This is a genomic window from Psychrobacter piscatorii, from assembly GCF_904846415.1.
Taxonomy (GTDB): Bacteria; Pseudomonadota; Gammaproteobacteria; order Pseudomonadales; family Moraxellaceae; genus Psychrobacter; species Psychrobacter piscatorii.
This window is the reverse complement of record NZ_CAJHAR010000003.1, coordinates 61,913-77,841: the sequence shown is the minus strand read 5'-3', so window position 1 is coordinate 77,841 and position 15,929 is coordinate 61,913. Positions and strand designations below refer to the sequence as shown.

Sequence of the window (15,929 nt, the reverse complement as noted above, 5' to 3'; positions counted from 1 at the left end):
AGCTTGATATTTATTCGGATATAGAAGATAACATTAGTGTGACTAAACGATGACTGCCCAAGATTTTGATGGCATTTCTTGTCAGTATATCAGCGAGGTCTGCGACAAAGACCATCGAGTCCTGTGCCGACATTTGTGAATTGACCCGAATAAGCTGATGATTGATCTCCATAGCACTGTTTGGCATTTTATCTTTTTTAAACGCCTTATTGCTAAATATAGATGACTCAAACAATCGGCTTACCTTTGATTGCCAGTCTTTAGTACTTATTAATAGACATTGCCCTTGATGATAAAATAAGAGCCAAGGTAGGTTTTTATCAGCTGCGGTTGAGTCGATACCAATAGCCTCTGCATCATTAATAATATCCAAGCAGATTGGTAAGGATGCAGTTGTAGGCGCATCGGATGAACGATACGAAGTATTGCGACTTTGCTGTAACGGCTCATCGACATAAGATAGTGTTGATTCTTGAGCTGGCGACTTATTTAAAAATGATTTGCTTGAGGCAGATTGATATGACTGCCTAGGAGCTTGTACTTGCCTGCTCTGTCTTGTGTGCTCTGTAGGCATATCATTGGGTACATGTGTGTCAGGCAAATTATCTACAGAGACGTCTTTTTTTGATACTTCTGAAGTATCGGGGCTAGCAACCCTTGGAGTAACATTAACTATTTTCAGCTGTGAACGAATCGCATGGCTTAAGTGAGCCATGATGTTATTTAGCGGACTGATTTTGATACGCTGCTTCGATGGATGTACATTGACATTTAACCACTGGGTTGGCAAGTCAAAATAAAGCGCATACCCCACACCTGCTAACTGTGCACTCTGAGCCAGTTGACGTATCTGATTGCTAATCAATAATTCTTTTACCAATCGACCATTCACATAAATTAGCTTTGGTAATGCTATCTGCTCATCAGTCATCGGCCATAACCAGCCGCTAATCGATGCTTGATTCAGTAGACTGTCATTATCATGATTTATCGGCTGTTGTATAATATTCGACAGGTCTATAGATATTTTTAGCACATTATCCATCAATGCCATACCCGTCGCTTGTTCTAAGCGTGCCAATGGGAGGTGGCTGGCATCATTATTAGCGATGCTCGATGCACTTGCAGTTAATGACAAGCGCTTTTTGTTGTCATGGAAAAGCGTCAGTGCAACATCGGCTCGCGCCAGTGCGACTTCACGGACGATCGTTTCGATATGACCAAATTCAGTGGCAATAGATTTTAAATTACCGCGGCGGGCAGGCACATTAAAATATAAGTCTTTGACTATGATTGTTGTGCCGCGATTATGAACGACTGGTGTGAGCTTCGGCATATCATCTAATACACCAGCCACCTGCAATTGACGGCCAATACCACTATCATCATGACTGCTGGTTAAGCTCAAACGAGACACAGCAGCCATCGCTGCTAATGCTTCACCGCGAAAACCTAATGTTGTAATACCATGCAAGTTCGCAACATCGGCGACTTTGCTAGTCGCATGACGAGTAATCGCCATCACTATATCATCAGGATGAATACCCACACCGTTATCCACCACTTCAATCATACCCATACCACCTTGAGTAATACGTATCTCAATATTGGTGGCACCTGCATCAATGGCATTTTCGAGCAGCTCTTTGACGACCGCTGCTGGACGTGTCACGACCTCACCTGCTGCTAGTTGGTTGATAAGCAGCGGTGATAGTTTTTTGATGCGTGTGTTAGGGTGATTATCTGGCATTGATAGATGTCATATTTTAAAAAAATGGCAAGTGGTGTCATTTAGATATTAAGTTTTGATAAATCCAGACCTTGCGCTTGGCCCGCTTTTGATACTTTTAATTGCACTTGGCGTACTTCATTACCTTTATCGTCGCTTTCAACTTGTGTCATATCGATAAACAAAGTTGGCATTGGTAGGTACCCATCAGCACGGCTCGCCCATTCAATAATGACTAGTACTTCAGGCTCATCTAGATACTCATCAAACCCAATAAAAGAAAGCTCTTCTGGGTCTTGGAGACGGTATAGGTCTGCATGATAGACGGGCTTGGTTGTACCATTATTTTGCTCGATACTATAAGGCTCAACCAACGTGTAGGTGGGACTTTTTACCGCACCAGTATGACCGAGAGCATACAACCAGTAACGCGTTAAAGTAGTTTTACCAGCGCCCAAATCCCCTGCCAGCCACACACTGCCCTTCAGCGGCAACGCTGCGAGCTGCTTAGCCAATAACTGTGTATCTTGCTCAGAGTTCAGTATCAGCGTTTGCACAGTGTCACTATTTTCTATTGATTGATCGTTACGCATCAGTCTGAACCTGCCTGTGCTTGCTCTGTCTGTACCTGCATAGTCACCGTTGGATTAGTAAAGCTTTCACCGCGAATCAGCTTGGCGTATAGCTCAGAGTCCGTCCATTCAGCACGAACTTGTTCACTAAATTCGAAATCCTCTAAAACCAGCTTACCCATTTGATCATTGGCCACATCATCGGCGAAACACTGCGCGTAGCCCGTTGCGGTCTCATGGGCAATTACTGAATACACACTGACATCCGCTTCACCATTTTGCATTTGCGTCTGGCGCAATATTTCTTGCGCCCAAAAGAAAATCACCCGAGAGAATTGCTCTGCCGATGGGGATACTGGCAGGCTAATCCAACGCGCGCTAAACTTCTTACACGCTGCGACATATTCAGGATCGTCTTTGTTCCAGAAACAAATGGCATGATCAAAACTGTCGATAATGTCTTTGATAGAAGATTTTAGCAGCCCAAAATCATAAACCATTTGCCCATGGTCTAAACGGGTGGCTTCTAAAATCAGCTCAATCTGATAGCTGTGACCATGAATGGAGTGCTTGCAGCGCTCAGAGCTACAGTTGCGAACGATATGAGCGTTTTCAAATTTGAATAGTTTACGTATACGCATAATAAGGTGACCAAAACAGTGAGCACGATGGTGCTAAATGTTAATAAATAAGAGTTTGCCGCATTGATTAATCGGTTTATGCCTTAGTATAGCAAATCGTCATGTATCCGTAAGTAAGCACTTATGAATACCATGATTGATTGAACGAATCAATTGGTAGCTTAGGGTTAACCATATCGGAGTTAACTGTCATTCCGCGCAAAAACTACTTAGCAAAAAGGATAAAGGAGTTGCATTATCATCGTAACGTAGGCGAATTGTGCGAGTGCTATCTATTACTAATGCTTAAGCCTATACTCGATTTAGTAAGCGACTATGTTAGTCGTCACCATACTTACCTTAAGTCAGCTCAATTAGCTTAGCGGGTTGTATGCATTATCTACAAAGGAATTACCATGAGTAAAGGTCAAGACAGTAAAAAGAACGTCAAAAAGAAGCCGCTTCTGACAGCAAAAGAAAAGAAAGCGGCGAAACAAGCGAAGAAAGACGACAATGGTAGTATTTTAGGTAAACATTAATATTTCTCATATCAATATGCCGATCTGACCTAATGGTTTAATTGGCGTTTTTTTAGTTGGCCTCTCGTTTTTCGTTAGGCACTGCGTGGCGCAAACATAATGATCGCCATGCCAAGTAGCGCGACCACAGCACCTATTATGTCCCATGAAGTCGGACGAATACCATCGACAGCCCATAACCATATTATTGCCATAAAAATATATACACCGCCATAGGCTGCATAAACCCTACCTGCAGCAGTTGGATGTAATGACAGCAGCCAAACAAAGGCGACCAAACTCAGCGCGCCAGGTATTAGCAGCCAGATTGACTTGCCTTCCCGCAGCCACAGATAAGGCAGATAACACCCTGCAATCTCAGCCAATGCGGTCAGAGCAAACAGTCCAACGGTCTTCAGTTCTGTCAAACGTATCTACTCCTCAACGGTGATAAATCCAGTCAGATAGGGTACAGCATTGCCAGAAATAAGCACTCTATCCCCTGTTACGGTACAGTCAAGCACGCCGCCGCGACTGGATGCTTGATAGGCAATCAATTCGCTTTTACCCAGGCGCTCTGCCCACAAAGGTGCAAGCCCAGTATGAGCCGAACCAGTTACTGGGTCTTCGTCACCACCATTTGCTGGCCAAAAGTATCTAGAGACAAAATCATAATCATGATACTTTTCTGAGGTTGCCTGACAAGTTACCACCAAATCATAAGGCGCTAGCTGCTTCAACTTCTCATTATCACGCGCGACATTCAATACATTAGTTTCAGAGTCATAGATGACAAAATATGCTTGAGTATTGCGATAGACTTCAGCAGGTGCAATGGATAGACCTGCTAATAAACTATCAGGAATGTCATCGACTTTTTCAGGCATTCTATTGGGAAAATCCATTTGCATTTTGCCAGAATCTGTTTTTGCGACTATCAAAATACCAACCGCTTTGGCTGAAAAGTTAATCGACTGTACGTTTGAATTTTTATTAAACAATACATAGGCAGCGGCTAAAGTCGCATGACCACAGAAGTCAATTTCGGTCAATGGTGAAAACCAACGAATATGATAAACACCTTTGTCATCAACAACGATAAAAGCTGTTTCAGACAAGTTATTTTCAGACGCAATAGACTGCATCAAAGCATCATCTAACCATTCATCTGTCACAATAACCGCAGCGGAATTACCTTTGAACAACGTGTCAGTGAAGGCGTCTATAATATTTATTTCTAGTTGCATGGGATGTTCTCATTGTTATAATTTTTTAAGGATTAATCTTGGTCATTCTTATCTTCGGAGAAATCAAAATAAGAAATATTTGACCAAAACTTAATACTTAGATCAATAGGCAATAGTTTCGGTGATGTTGTAATGTAGCTAACTAGTCTTGGCAACGAGCTAATATACCTAGTTCGCTAATTATCTCAAAAAATCTCGCTATTGTTGGGACAATATAATTATTTTAGTACTTTGACATTATTAAAATAGTATGACACACAAAACCCCAGTAAAATCTATCATAGCAAACAAACCTCTTAGATAACCGCCTATCTAGGCCATACCAACACTTTAAATAGGAAATTAGCGTCATGATGCGTATTGGATTGTTTTTATTGACCAACTTGGCCGTGATCGTGGTCTTTAGCATTGTGTTTGGGATACTATCCAGATTTTTTGGGATTGGCGGTGTATACACGGCAGGTGGACTAAATTATGTCAGTCTTGCAGTTATGTGCGGTATCTACGGTATGGTCGGCTCAATGATTTCGCTATTTCTGTCAAAATGGATGGCCAAAAAATCCACGGGTACAGTGGTGATAGAATCCGCACGTAACCCAACTGAGCAATGGCTGGTCGATACAGTGGCAAAACAAGCGCAAGCGGTAAACATCGGTATGCCTGAGGTTGGTATTTTTAACAATTCGCAGCCAAATGCCTTTGCGACTGGCTGGAATAAGAATAAAGCGCTGGTGGCGGTTTCATCTGGTCTACTACAGAATATGAATCAAGATGAAGTCGAAGCGGTATTGGCGCATGAGATTGGTCATGTGGCTAACGGTGATATGGTAACTCTTGCCCTTATTCAAGGGGTGGTCAATGCTTTTGTGATGTTCTTTGCGCGCATTATCGGTAGCTTCGTGGACCGTACTGTGTTCAAAAACACCAGTGATCGCCCAGGTATCGGTTACTTTATCACTAGTATTGTGATGGATATCTTACTTGGGTTTGTAGCGTCTGCTATCGTGATGTGGTTCTCACGCTTACGTGAATTTCGTGCAGATCAAATGGGGGCAAAACTTGCCAGCCGCGAAAAAATGATCAGTGCGCTTGATGCGTTGCGTCCCTCTGCACAGCGACCGGATCAAATGCCTGAGAGTATGAAAGCATTTGCGATCTCATCAGGACAAACGCAAGGCTTTAGTATTGCGAATCTATTCCGTTCACACCCAACATTGGATGACCGTATTGCAGCGTTGAGAGAATATAATCCTAGTGAGTGATAATGGAGAAAAATATAGCTACGATATCATTAGAAGTACGATGTAGAGTACAGTGCTTATCTCACTACTCTAGCTAATCCAATCTATTTCCATGAGTTTATCGATTTCTTTTCTATACTTTGGCTCTACATAAATAGGAATATACTTCTCCCCTATTTCTTTTGCAATAGCATACCGGTGATGGCCACCCTTCAATATGACCTCGCCGATAAGGTGAGGTTTTACCAGTGGCGGTGATATAGGTCTCTTTTCAGATAAATAAACAATCAAATATGCCAGTCTACTTTTATACCCTACCGTCCACAACTCACCTTCATCTCTACGGCTAAAATGACATAGTTTTTTATCTAGAGCATCTAATTTCACCGTTCCCAATATAAAGCCTTCTGGATAGCGAGTTTTAAAACTTGATTCATTCTCACTATCTAAAGAGAAGCGTTGACCTTCTTTTGATAAATCCCAATTAAAGGTGATAGGTGGCCAATCTGAAAAATCTGTTTCTATATACTGACTTGCTTCACTTAATATTCTTGAGCGTAACTTATATTTGTCCTGATAAATCTCTAATGTTTCACCTGCTATAGCAGCAAAAACCTCGTCCATATCCATATTTAATCCTATTTCTCAAATATCAGGCGAGCTTTCATAAATCTTATTCATTATATAGATCAACCTTGAAAATACTCAGATCTTAATCCTCGTTAGTAGTATCTAATCATCCCATAAAAATAGTGAATAAAGCTTCTCTTTTTTACAATACAATCAAACACAAAAAAGCCTGTCTATATAAGACAGGCTTTTCTAAATAACGTTTTCTAATTAAATATCAAACTCAAGCGCTCTATCACCTTCGCTATCTTTAATACGCGTTGGCAGACCAATCTTGTTTAGTAGATTGATAAATGGCTTGGCATCTAACTCTTCGACGTTGACCATTTTGCCTGCATCCCATTCGCCAGTCGCGACTAGTATTGCAGCAGCAACAGGTGGTACGCCTGCGGTATAAGAGATACCTTGGCTACCAACTTCGTTGTAAGCATCTTTATGATCTGAGACATTATAGATAAAGACTTCGCTATCAACACCATTGATCTTGCCTTTGACTTTGTCACCAATGCAGGTCTTACCTGTATAGTTCGGTGCAAGTGAGCTTGGATCTGGTAGTACCGCTTTAACGACTTTCAGTGGTACCACTTCTTGACCTTCAGCAGTCGTCACTGGCTGCTCAGAAAGCAATCCTAAGCTTTGTAAGACCGTGAATACATTGATGTAATGCTCACCAAAGCCCATCCAAAAGCGGATGTTTGGCACATCTAAGTTGGCTGACAATGAATGCACTTCATCATGACCACTCAGATAACTGTTCTGCACGCCTACAACTGGCAAGTCATCCGTACGTTTAACTTCAAACATCTTGTTAGACTGCCATTTGCTGTCTTGCCAAGAATAAACCGTACCGGTGAACTCACGGAAGTTGATCTCCGGGTCAAAGTTAGTCGCAAAGTATTTGCCATGACTGCCCGCATTGATATCGATAATATCAATATCAGTCACTGAACCTGCATCCATCATGTCGTAGCCAAGACGCGCATAAGCGTTGACCATACCAGGATCAAACCCTGCGCCTAAAATAGCAGTGACGTTGTTATCTGCACAGCGCTGTTTGCGTTGCCACTCGTAGTTGTTGTACCACGGCGGTGTCTCACAAATCTTGCGCGGATCTTCATGGATAGCCGTATCTATATAAGCAGTACCTGTCTCAATGCAGGCTTCTAGTACGGTCATATTGATAAATGCCGAGCCAACATTAATAAGTATCTGTATTTTTGTGTCTTGTATCAGCTGCACGAGTGCTTGGCTGTCCATCGCATCGACCTGATGCGTATGCAAGACCGCAACTTGTTTGAAGCTGTCTTTTTCTTTGACACTCTGCGCGATAGCATCGCATTTGTCTTTGGTACGTGAGGCGATATGGATCTCGCCAAGCACATCGTTATGCATCGCACATTTATGCGCGACCACTTGAGCGACACCGCCTGCTCCGATGATGAGTACGTCTTTTTTGTTAGATTTGGCTTGTTGGTTTGTGTTCAATGAACAATCCTCCTTTGTGTCCCTGTCGATACCATTGATTGCGGCTATGCAAAACAGAAACGAGTGAATGATATGCGTGAATTAAAAAGGAAGACCGAGGAAAACCCACGCACCCGTCGGGCAGATACCACTCTAGTATTTGCCCGACGCGATTATAACAATTTTTATTCCCTTATCGGTAAAAAATATGTATAAAAAGTAGAGATATTAAAATGTCTACTAATACAGGTTAAGCCTTTGTTTTTTAAACATTAAAATACAAAAACCCGACAATGGCATAGTCTTAAAAGCTAAGGCTACTAAGGCTTAAGATAGGCTGGCTTTATATTCCTCATAGTCAAACTCACGTTGGATATCGATACTGCCATCCAAACGGCGAATCACTATCGCTGGCATATTGACACCGTTAAACCAGTTTTTCTTAACCATCGTATAACCTGCCGCATTACCAAAGGCAATTTGATCGCCTATCTGAAGATTACTCGGTAATGCATACTCACCAAAGATATCCCCTGCCAAGCAAGAACGACCATAAATAATGGTATGGTCTGCTGACTCAGCATTAGTTTCAGATGGCGCAGCTTCTGTTGGATTACCAGTAGGTGCAATATTGGCAGAAGTATTATTGATCGCAGAAATCGGTGCTGACTCACGATAAATTAGTAGATCAAGCATGTGCGCTTCAATAGAAGCATCAACGACTGCTAAGTTTTTTTGATTATGCATCGTGTCTAACACCGTCGTGACCAAAGTGCCTGCGCCGTGAATGCTCGCCTCACCTGGTTCAAGATAGACTTGCACGCCATAAGTTTCGCTAAACACTTTTAGTCTGTCGGCCAGCTTCTCTAGCGGATAGTTAGGAGCGATAAAATGAATACCGCCACCCAAGCTGACCCAATCAAGCTGCTGCAAAATATCACCAAATCTGGCTTCGATATCAGCCAAACTTTCGCTAAAATCCTCAAAACTATCGTTCTCACAGTTGTTATGAATCATAACGCCAGTGATGCCTCCAAGCACTGCTGCAATTTTGTCTTTATCGTGCTCACCCAAACGACTAAATGGACGTGCAGGATCAGCAATCAAAAATGATGAGTTACTGGTTTTTGGATTTAATCGTAAGCCTACTGGAACACCTTGCGCTGCCGCTTGATCTTTAAAAGCAGTTAGCTGTGAGATTGAGTTAAAGATAATTTTATCAGCATAGCTCAGTACTTCAGGAATTTCATCTGCGCTATAGGCGACGCTATAAGCGTGCGTTTCTTTTTTATCTTGGCTACTGGCATTTGCATTATTGCCAAAGGTCTCATAGCCCAATCTGACTTCGTTAAGTGAAGATGAAGTCGTGCCATGCAGATAAGGCTGCATCACATCAAATACACCCCATGTGGCAAAGCATTTTAGTGCCAATAATGCTTTTGTACCAGACAGCTCACATAGCCTAGCGATGATTTTCATATTGGCAACGATGGACGCTTCATCAAGCACGTAGTAAGGCGTTGGTGGCAATGTCGCGTTCACAGAATTTTCTAAATTTTTTGCATTCATAATAGGTTACCTAATAGACACTCTGCTGTTGGTATCTTGACAGACAGATATAAATATTTGCGCTATAGTAGACTAAATCCATCATAATTAGAATATCTTATGGCACTCTCAACCGATTATTCCACCTCTGCCAGTCGATCCCATGCCTCTCAACTCGATCCAAAAAGTATAGATTTGACCTATCTAGATCCGGATGCGCGCGCAGTATTGGATTTTTGGTTTGATAAAGATAACGAAGCGTGTTGGTTTGAACAAAACGATCGTTTTGATAAGCAGATAAAGGATAAGTTTGGTGACATTTGGCAGGCAGCAAAGCAAGGTGAATGCGTTCAATGGCGCCTCGCAGAATCTTCTCTAGATGGCAATAGCTCAATAACAGCGCTAGCAGGGCGACTGGCAGAAATCATTGTCTTAGATCAGTTTTCACGAAACCTATGTCGCGAACAAGCCTGTGCTTTTGCCCAAGACGGTATGGCATTAGTCTTAGCACAAGAAGCCATTCAGCAGCCATACTTTGATACCTTACCGATGCAATGGCGTCGATTTATGATCATACCGTTTATGCACTCTGAGTCAGCGCTGATTCACGACCGTTATCTACCATTATTTAAGCAATTAGACGATGCAACCACGCTAGATTTTGAATATCGTCATAAAGAGATTATTGATCAATTTGGGCGTTATCCACATCGTAATGAGGTACTAGAGCGCAAATCAACTGAGGATGAAAAAGCCTTTTTGCAACAGCCAAACTCATCGTTTTAAAGTAAATTTTAGTCAGTCTGCTTACTTTGTCACATTTTTATAGTTGCTTCATATAAAAAAAAGGGCTGAACCAGTTATCTGGTTCAGCCCTTTCGCTTGTACGATTGATTAAACGGCTTAACTAATAATTTACCTTACCCGTCGTAAAAGTGAATGACTTACTTTCTAAGCTTTTATCATCAACCAAGATATCAAAGCTCACTTGATACTTTGTATTGCCATAAAGGCCACATTGCTGACTTTGATTTGCCGCACGATTAACTTCGCAGCTCTTTAGTGCATCTGTTAATGGCAAAATAAATGCTTCATTCGCTGGTAATGCGTAGTTGGTGTTCACATACGGATCGTTATCAAAGTCGATCAACTGAATCGGTACATTAGTATTTCGCTGAGTATCTCGGAACTTGATGTTGCTTACTTTGATCTTGTTCGCTGATGGCATACTCACATAAACAGGCTGTCCGATAGGATCGGTACGCAAATCGCGACCTGTCCCTCTAACAGGGTTTGGCGACTCATTATAAAGAGCAGTTACTGTATCAGTCACACCTTGACATGGATAAGTAAAAACACCTTCTGCTGTCTTATCTTTAGTTGCTCTAGTCGCTGAGGCATGGCTAACCAATACATAACCTTGATTAAGAGCTGGATTTTTGGCATCAGGTTTATAGGTGACCATTCCTGTACCTATCAAACTCGAAGGTGGTAACATCAAAGAGCGCAAATGATAGGGGGCTGCTAACAATGACTTTGCCATTGCGGTTGCCACCACATCTGTTTTCAGAAAACTTCTTGCTGAACTGTAATAGACAGATTGAGCAATATTTTCTGTGGCGCCATATTGTGCGTTGCTGTATTTTGCGTTTAATAAGCGATCTGAAAAATCTAAGCCACCGAAGAATGGGTTATTGCTACCTGTCACACTGGCAATATCACTGATTTTATTTTCGACATGCGCATTGAAACTGGTCGGCGAGCTATTAGCAAATACGTATTTAATATAATTTGCGTGCTTAATCGCAATATCATCAAGCGCCGTATCAACAGATAAACCACCTAAGCCACAACTGGTTCTTGCAAGACTGAATTGATTATTAGCACTTAAGGCTGCTTGTGGATTATTCTCAGTTGGCGCGTTGCTTTCATTAATGGGATTACTATCGCTTGGCTCACTATCCTGCTCATCAGGCGTCGCTGTTACTGGTGCTGAAGTCATTGGTTCTGAAACAACTGCTTCTTGTGGCTGGCTCGGTGATTCGTTAGGTGCAGAACCATTATCAGAGTCACCACCGCCGCAGGCCGTTAAAAATACCGCTAAGAAAAGCACTACAGCAAGGTTCTTTTGAGGGGTATGAGCCATCATTTTTTATCCTATAAAATAGTAATATATATAATTCATAGTGAGAATAAAACTCAAAATAAAAGCTTAGTCATTGATTTAACAGTATTTTATACTAAGAGTAACATATTGTATTACATTTTATAAACTTTCGCTCGCTATTTTTCTGGAAATTTACCCATCGGTTAACATAGATAGATGGCTTCTTTCTGCTAGAACATTAGATTCTTATTATTAGACGATTTTCAGACGAGATACTATTGTTTAAAATTAGCTCTCTAATGCCTTTCGCACTGGTGCAAAGCTGCGCCTATGTGCTGATAAGACACCATGTCTCTCAATGGCTTCCATATGTGCGCGAGTTGGATAGCCTTTATGTTTGGCAATACCATATTCTGGATGCTGCATATCAAGGGCATACATGGTTTCATCACGGCTCACTTTTGCCAATATACTAGCCGCTGCGATACTGGTATGACGTGCATCACCCTTCACCCATGCTTGACAGTCAATGTCCGATGGTAAGATACCCATCGCTTCAATCTTAGCCGTATTCAGCTCAGGACAACGATTACCATCAAACAACGCCTCTACCTGTAATTTATCAAGTGATATGCCAAGACTTTTAGTTTTAGAAAGATATTTAAAAACTGCTTCTAGCAAGGCTTCAGTACACAACCGCATACCGAGCATGGTTGCCTGCAAAATATTAACTTGGTCGATAACGGCTGCTGGTATATCAGCGATGATATAACCGACTGCATGCTGCTGTACCAATGGATAAAGAAGATCGCGCTTTTTTTCACTCAGCTTTTTGGAATCTGTCAGTATCGACAATGGCGTGTCTTTGAGTGGTTGTTCCTCAATCAATCCTGACCAAGTCGAAGGCAATATCGCAGCGGCCACATTGACACTGCCTAGTAATGGTCCACGTCCTGCTTCATCAACGCCGATTTTTAATATTGACTGTTTTGAGCTTTGCACTTCATCGCGCTCATATTGAGCAAACAGCTTGGAGGTATTCAACTGTCCATATAAGCGTATAGGCGCCGCCAATTGAAGATATTGCCCTTTGACATCGATATGATTAATAGTGACGTCAATTATCTGGGCTAGATTTTCTGTGCTAGGTTGAATTTGCATAATATTAGAAAGTCTTTCTGGGTTAGGTAAGATTGGAGGCTTTACTATCGCTCATAAAATATTGTTCAATCACGCTATTTGCGGGCTCATGATTACTTTGCTGCTGCAACGTGTGTTTTGTCGCCAACAGGTCTTTTAATTGCTCAGCATAAGCACGTGGCTGTAATAAACGCATTACCGTACGGCAAATATTATCCCCGCTTGCCTGCTCTTGAATAAGCTCAGGCACAATCGGCGCATTAGCCAAAATGTTAGGCAGTGCCACATAAGGCACCTTTACCAGACGTTTGGCAATCTGATAAGTGATCTGATTCAATTGATAAACCACCACCATCGGACGCTCAAGCAGCATCGCTTCCAGCGTTGCTGTCCCAGAGGCTAGCATCACGATATCTGACGCTGCCATCGCATGCTGACTAAACTCTGGCTGAGTATCATCGTAGACGACGACGATAGCTGCCCGCAATTGCTCTGAACATTGATCAATGACTTCTTGCACAATATATTGGTGATTTTGATCAACCGTTGGAATGATAAAACACAGCTTTGGATCTAGTAGTATGAGCTTTTGAATGCCGTCGAGCATCAATGGCAAGATAGCGGTAATTTCGCCACGCCGAGAGCCCGGCATCACGCAGATAAGCTGGCTGACATCATCAAACCGTTCAATAAAAAACTGCTGCAGACCATCATTTTGCCAGACCAGCTCGCTACGGCGCTGATTGATTGGCGTGTCTATCAATGCTTGATCAATGGTTCGTAGCAACGGATGCCCCACACAGATCGCCGGATGATTATGGCGTTCATAAACCGGTAGCTCAAATGGGAATAGGCACAATACCAAATCAGTTGCCGCTTTAATATTATGTATACGCGACTCACGCCATGCCCAAATAGAAGGACTGACATATTGCACACAGAACACGCCTTGTGGCTTGAGTTTCTTAGCGACCCGTAGGTTAAAATCAGGTGCATCAATACCGACAAACCAATCGATATTGGCCCTCTTAAACGCACTCAATAGCTCGCGGCGTGCTTTGAGCAAATCTGGTAGCTGTGCCATGACTTCAACCAGTCCCATCACTGCCAAACGCTCTAATGGGAAAATACTTTGCAATCCTTGCGCTTGCATTTTAGTGCCGCCCACGCCTACCCAAACGATGTCATCACGCAGATTATTCATCTGTTGCATAAAATCTGCGCCTAAACTATCACCTGACACTTCACCCGCGACAATGGCTATCACTAGCGGCGTGGTAGTCGTTTTAGGTTTATTAAAATCCGTCTCTGTTTGGCTGATGGAATCAGTATGTGTATGAGACGTAGCAGAATCTGTCATGACAAGCTCTCAATATTAAAGATATACAAATAAAATAAATCGTTGTTGTAAAATATAACACAGTCAGTCAATGATAGAGATTGATGACATACACATTTTATCTGTGCCTATTTTTTGGCATTCATGTGTTAGTGTGCAAGCATTTTAGTGTGGTCATAAAATCATCGCGGTCGCTATCATACGTGACGATGATACAAATAGCTAAATTCACGCATAAAATCTAAGCGTTGAGCACCCAGTATTCAATACATCCTTATTAATAGACAGAAAAACGAAATACCAAACGTGCATTTGCGAATTCAAATATAACCTTAATCATGTGTAAGTATAACTAAGTTTTAGTTTCCTCATTCCAGTTATCAGTCAATTAACTACCGGACTACCCTTGTCAACCAACACTTTTGTCCGCATAATGAATATTCCTATAAATCAGCTAGACGATATATAACCATGACAACATCAGTTACCCATAATGCAGACATTGACGACGTGAATATTGAAAAATTTATTCCTTTGATTACTCCCGCTGAGCTAAAAACTGAGCTGCCTCTATCAGACGATGCATACAAAACCGTACTAAACGGTCGAAACACTATCCAAAATATCTTGGACGGTAAAGACAAGCGTCTGTTTGTGGTCATTGGACCCTGCTCTATCCACGATATCAAAGCGGCCCATGAATATGCCGATCGCTTGGCCGTATTGGCAAAAGAGATCGAAGACAGCGTATTTGTCGTTATGCGTGTTTATTTTGAAAAACCTCGTACCACGGTCGGTTGGAAAGGCATGATCAACGACCCTGACATGAATGACAGCTTTGATATCGAAAAAGGCTTGCGTACTGCTCGCAAGTTATTGCTTGATTTGAATGAAAAAGGCTTGCCTTGTGCGACTGAAGCCCTTGATCCGAATACACCACAGTACATGCAGGATTTGATCAGCTGGTCAGCGATTGGCGCGCGTACTACCGAAAGCCAAACACACCGTGAAATGAGCTCAGGCTTGTCTTGCCCAGTTGGCTTCAAAAACGGTACTGACGGCGGTATGACGGTTGCTGTCAATGCGATGCAAGCCGTTAAAGAAGGTCATAGCTTCTTAGGTCTATCATCAGATGGTAAGGTCTCGATCATCAAATCGAAAGGTAATCCTTACGCACACGTGGTACTTCGCGGTGGTAATGGCAAGCCTAATTATGATGAAACGGCAGTTGCTCAAGTTGAGAACGAGCTGGCAAAAGGCAAAACCAATGGCAAAATCATGATTGACTCAAGCCATGCCAACTCAGGTAAAGATCCTTATCTACAGCCAATGGTCATCCAAAACGTCGCTGAGCAAATTCAAAATGGTAATAAGTCAATCATTGGCATGATGATTGAAAGTCACCTCAAAGGCGGTAATCAAAAACTAACCGCTGATTTAAGTCAGCTTGAGTACGGTAAATCTATCACTGATGGCTGTCTAGACTGGGATAGCACTGTCACCGCATTGCGCGGCTTACGTAATATGGTAAAAGATGTATTGCCGAATCGTTAATAGCCATTAACGATAGTATATCGTCAAGCAAAAACTAAAAAGCCCTTTTCGTACTGATACGAAAGGGGCTTTTTATTGGGAAAATTTTAAGAAAAACATTTTCTTGAGCAGCTTAATTTTTAATGACAATTAATGCTGCACATTCAATTAAATAAAGCCAACTCCAATTTGAGGTTGGCTTTATTTTAAAGTTAATACTACAGCTAAAATTATTTCCTAG

At 42.0% G+C, this 15,929-nt stretch carries 15 protein-coding genes; 4 read left to right on the top strand and 11 right to left on the bottom strand.

The window, feature by feature from the left end:
- Positions 1 to 10: 10 nt before the first annotated feature.
- The 3 genes from mutL to JMX83_RS02080 are packed head-to-tail and all read right to left on the bottom strand — an operon-like array spanning position 11 to position 2,942.
- Positions 11 to 1,750 (bottom strand): DNA mismatch repair endonuclease MutL, encoded by a 1,740-nt coding sequence (gene mutL / locus JMX83_RS02090; protein WP_201598645.1) that lies wholly within the window; start codon positions 1,748 to 1,750, stop codon positions 11 to 13.
- A gap of 41 nt (positions 1,751 to 1,791) precedes the next feature.
- Complete coding sequence (gene tsaE, locus JMX83_RS02085; protein ID WP_201598642.1) at positions 1,792 to 2,322, bottom strand: tRNA (adenosine(37)-N6)-threonylcarbamoyltransferase complex ATPase subunit type 1 TsaE; 531 nt, start codon at positions 2,320 to 2,322, stop codon at positions 1,792 to 1,794.
- Positions 2,322 to 2,942 carry a 6-pyruvoyl trahydropterin synthase family protein gene (locus tag JMX83_RS02080; RefSeq protein WP_201598640.1) on the bottom strand — a complete coding sequence of 207 codons (621 nt, stop codon included), beginning with the start codon at positions 2,940 to 2,942 and terminating at the stop codon, positions 2,322 to 2,324. The genes tsaE and JMX83_RS02080 overlap by 1 nt, the downstream gene beginning before the upstream one ends.
- 395 nt (positions 2,943 to 3,337) lie before the next feature.
- On the opposite strand from JMX83_RS02080, the gene JMX83_RS15310 reads away from it, so the two are divergent.
- Positions 3,338 to 3,460 (top strand): hypothetical protein, encoded by a 123-nt coding sequence (locus JMX83_RS15310; RefSeq protein ID WP_021815223.1) that lies wholly within the window; start codon positions 3,338 to 3,340, stop codon positions 3,458 to 3,460.
- A 74-nt stretch (positions 3,461 to 3,534) separates the two neighbouring features.
- Here JMX83_RS15310 and JMX83_RS02075 read toward each other — a convergent pair whose 3' ends face one another.
- Complete coding sequence (locus tag JMX83_RS02075; protein WP_201598639.1) at positions 3,535 to 3,867, bottom strand: YnfA family protein; 333 nt, start codon at positions 3,865 to 3,867, stop codon at positions 3,535 to 3,537.
- Positions 3,868 to 3,873: 6 nt separating this feature from the next.
- Complete coding sequence (locus tag JMX83_RS02070) at positions 3,874 to 4,686, bottom strand: PhzF family phenazine biosynthesis protein (RefSeq protein ID WP_201598638.1); 813 nt, start codon at positions 4,684 to 4,686, stop codon at positions 3,874 to 3,876.
- Between the two features lie 350 nt (positions 4,687 to 5,036).
- Between JMX83_RS02070 and htpX the strand changes: the two genes are divergently transcribed.
- Positions 5,037 to 5,948 carry a protease HtpX gene (gene htpX / locus JMX83_RS02065; RefSeq protein ID WP_201598636.1) on the top strand — a complete coding sequence of 304 codons (912 nt, stop codon included), beginning with the start codon at positions 5,037 to 5,039 and terminating at the stop codon, positions 5,946 to 5,948.
- A gap of 69 nt (positions 5,949 to 6,017) precedes the next feature.
- On the opposite strand, the gene JMX83_RS02060 is transcribed toward htpX, so the two are convergent.
- The 3 genes from JMX83_RS02060 to JMX83_RS02050 form a co-directional block, all read right to left on the bottom strand.
- Complete coding sequence (locus JMX83_RS02060) at positions 6,018 to 6,557, bottom strand: transcriptional regulator (RefSeq protein WP_201598634.1); 540 nt, start codon at positions 6,555 to 6,557, stop codon at positions 6,018 to 6,020.
- A 210-nt stretch (positions 6,558 to 6,767) separates the two neighbouring features.
- A complete protein-coding gene (locus JMX83_RS02055) occupies positions 6,768 to 8,042 on the bottom strand; it encodes a saccharopine dehydrogenase family protein (RefSeq protein WP_201598632.1) in 1,275 nt (424 codons plus the stop codon).
- Positions 8,043 to 8,348: 306 nt separating this feature from the next.
- Complete coding sequence (locus JMX83_RS02050) at positions 8,349 to 9,590, bottom strand: carboxynorspermidine decarboxylase (protein WP_201598630.1); 1,242 nt, start codon at positions 9,588 to 9,590, stop codon at positions 8,349 to 8,351.
- Positions 9,591 to 9,689: 99 nt separating this feature from the next.
- On the opposite strand from JMX83_RS02050, the gene JMX83_RS02045 reads away from it, so the two are divergent.
- The gene (locus tag JMX83_RS02045; RefSeq protein ID WP_201598628.1) at positions 9,690 to 10,355 is read left to right on the top strand and encodes a DUF924 family protein; all 666 of its coding nucleotides are present in this window, start codon (positions 9,690 to 9,692) and stop codon (positions 10,353 to 10,355) included.
- Between the two features lie 121 nt (positions 10,356 to 10,476).
- On the opposite strand, the gene JMX83_RS02040 is transcribed toward JMX83_RS02045, so the two are convergent.
- The 3 genes from JMX83_RS02040 to lpxB form a co-directional block, all read right to left on the bottom strand.
- Positions 10,477 to 11,718: a CAP domain-containing protein gene (locus JMX83_RS02040; RefSeq protein WP_201598626.1), complete on the bottom strand. Its 1,242-nt coding sequence runs from the start codon at positions 11,716 to 11,718 to the stop codon at positions 10,477 to 10,479.
- A 246-nt stretch (positions 11,719 to 11,964) separates the two neighbouring features.
- On the bottom strand, positions 11,965 to 12,837 hold the full coding sequence (locus JMX83_RS02035; RefSeq protein WP_201598624.1) for a ribonuclease HII: 873 nt from the start codon (positions 12,835 to 12,837) through the stop codon (positions 11,965 to 11,967).
- A 22-nt stretch (positions 12,838 to 12,859) separates the two neighbouring features.
- The gene (gene lpxB / locus JMX83_RS02030; RefSeq protein WP_227675670.1) at positions 12,860 to 14,176 is read right to left on the bottom strand and encodes a lipid-A-disaccharide synthase; all 1,317 of its coding nucleotides are present in this window, start codon (positions 14,174 to 14,176) and stop codon (positions 12,860 to 12,862) included.
- A gap of 450 nt (positions 14,177 to 14,626) precedes the next feature.
- On the opposite strand from lpxB, the gene JMX83_RS02025 reads away from it, so the two are divergent.
- Positions 14,627 to 15,709 (top strand): 3-deoxy-7-phosphoheptulonate synthase, encoded by a 1,083-nt coding sequence (locus tag JMX83_RS02025; RefSeq protein ID WP_201598622.1) that lies wholly within the window; start codon positions 14,627 to 14,629, stop codon positions 15,707 to 15,709.
- Positions 15,710 to 15,929 lie beyond the last annotated feature (220 nt).

What these genes read in the sequence shown, in the direction of transcription:
- JMX83_RS02040 (WP_201598626.1), bottom strand. Translation starts at nt 11,718, where the DNA reads ATGATGGCTCATACCCCTCAAAAGAACCTTGCTGTAGTGCTTTTCTTA.
- JMX83_RS02035 (WP_201598624.1), bottom strand. Translation starts at nt 12,837, where the DNA reads ATGCAAATTCAACCTAGCACAGAAAATCTAGCCCAGATAATTGACGTC.
- JMX83_RS02045 (WP_201598628.1), top strand. Translation starts at nt 9,690, where the DNA reads ATGGCACTCTCAACCGATTATTCCACCTCTGCCAGTCGATCCCATGCC.
- JMX83_RS02080 (WP_201598640.1), bottom strand. Translation starts at nt 2,942, where the DNA reads ATGCGTATACGTAAACTATTCAAATTTGAAAACGCTCATATCGTTCGC.
- tsaE (WP_201598642.1), bottom strand. Translation starts at nt 2,322, where the DNA reads ATGCGTAACGATCAATCAATAGAAAATAGTGACACTGTGCAAACGCTG.
- JMX83_RS15310 (WP_021815223.1), top strand. Translation starts at nt 3,338, where the DNA reads ATGAGTAAAGGTCAAGACAGTAAAAAGAACGTCAAAAAGAAGCCGCTT.
- JMX83_RS02050 (WP_201598630.1), bottom strand. Translation starts at nt 9,590, where the DNA reads ATGAATGCAAAAAATTTAGAAAATTCTGTGAACGCGACATTGCCACCA.
- lpxB (WP_227675670.1), bottom strand. Translation starts at nt 14,176, where the DNA reads ATGACAGATTCTGCTACGTCTCATACACATACTGATTCCATCAGCCAA.
- JMX83_RS02025 (WP_201598622.1), top strand. Translation starts at nt 14,627, where the DNA reads ATGACAACATCAGTTACCCATAATGCAGACATTGACGACGTGAATATT.
- JMX83_RS02070 (WP_201598638.1), bottom strand. Translation starts at nt 4,686, where the DNA reads ATGCAACTAGAAATAAATATTATAGACGCCTTCACTGACACGTTGTTC.
- mutL (WP_201598645.1), bottom strand. Translation starts at nt 1,750, where the DNA reads ATGCCAGATAATCACCCTAACACACGCATCAAAAAACTATCACCGCTG.
- JMX83_RS02060 (WP_201598634.1), bottom strand. Translation starts at nt 6,557, where the DNA reads ATGGATATGGACGAGGTTTTTGCTGCTATAGCAGGTGAAACATTAGAG.
- htpX (WP_201598636.1), top strand. Translation starts at nt 5,037, where the DNA reads ATGATGCGTATTGGATTGTTTTTATTGACCAACTTGGCCGTGATCGTG.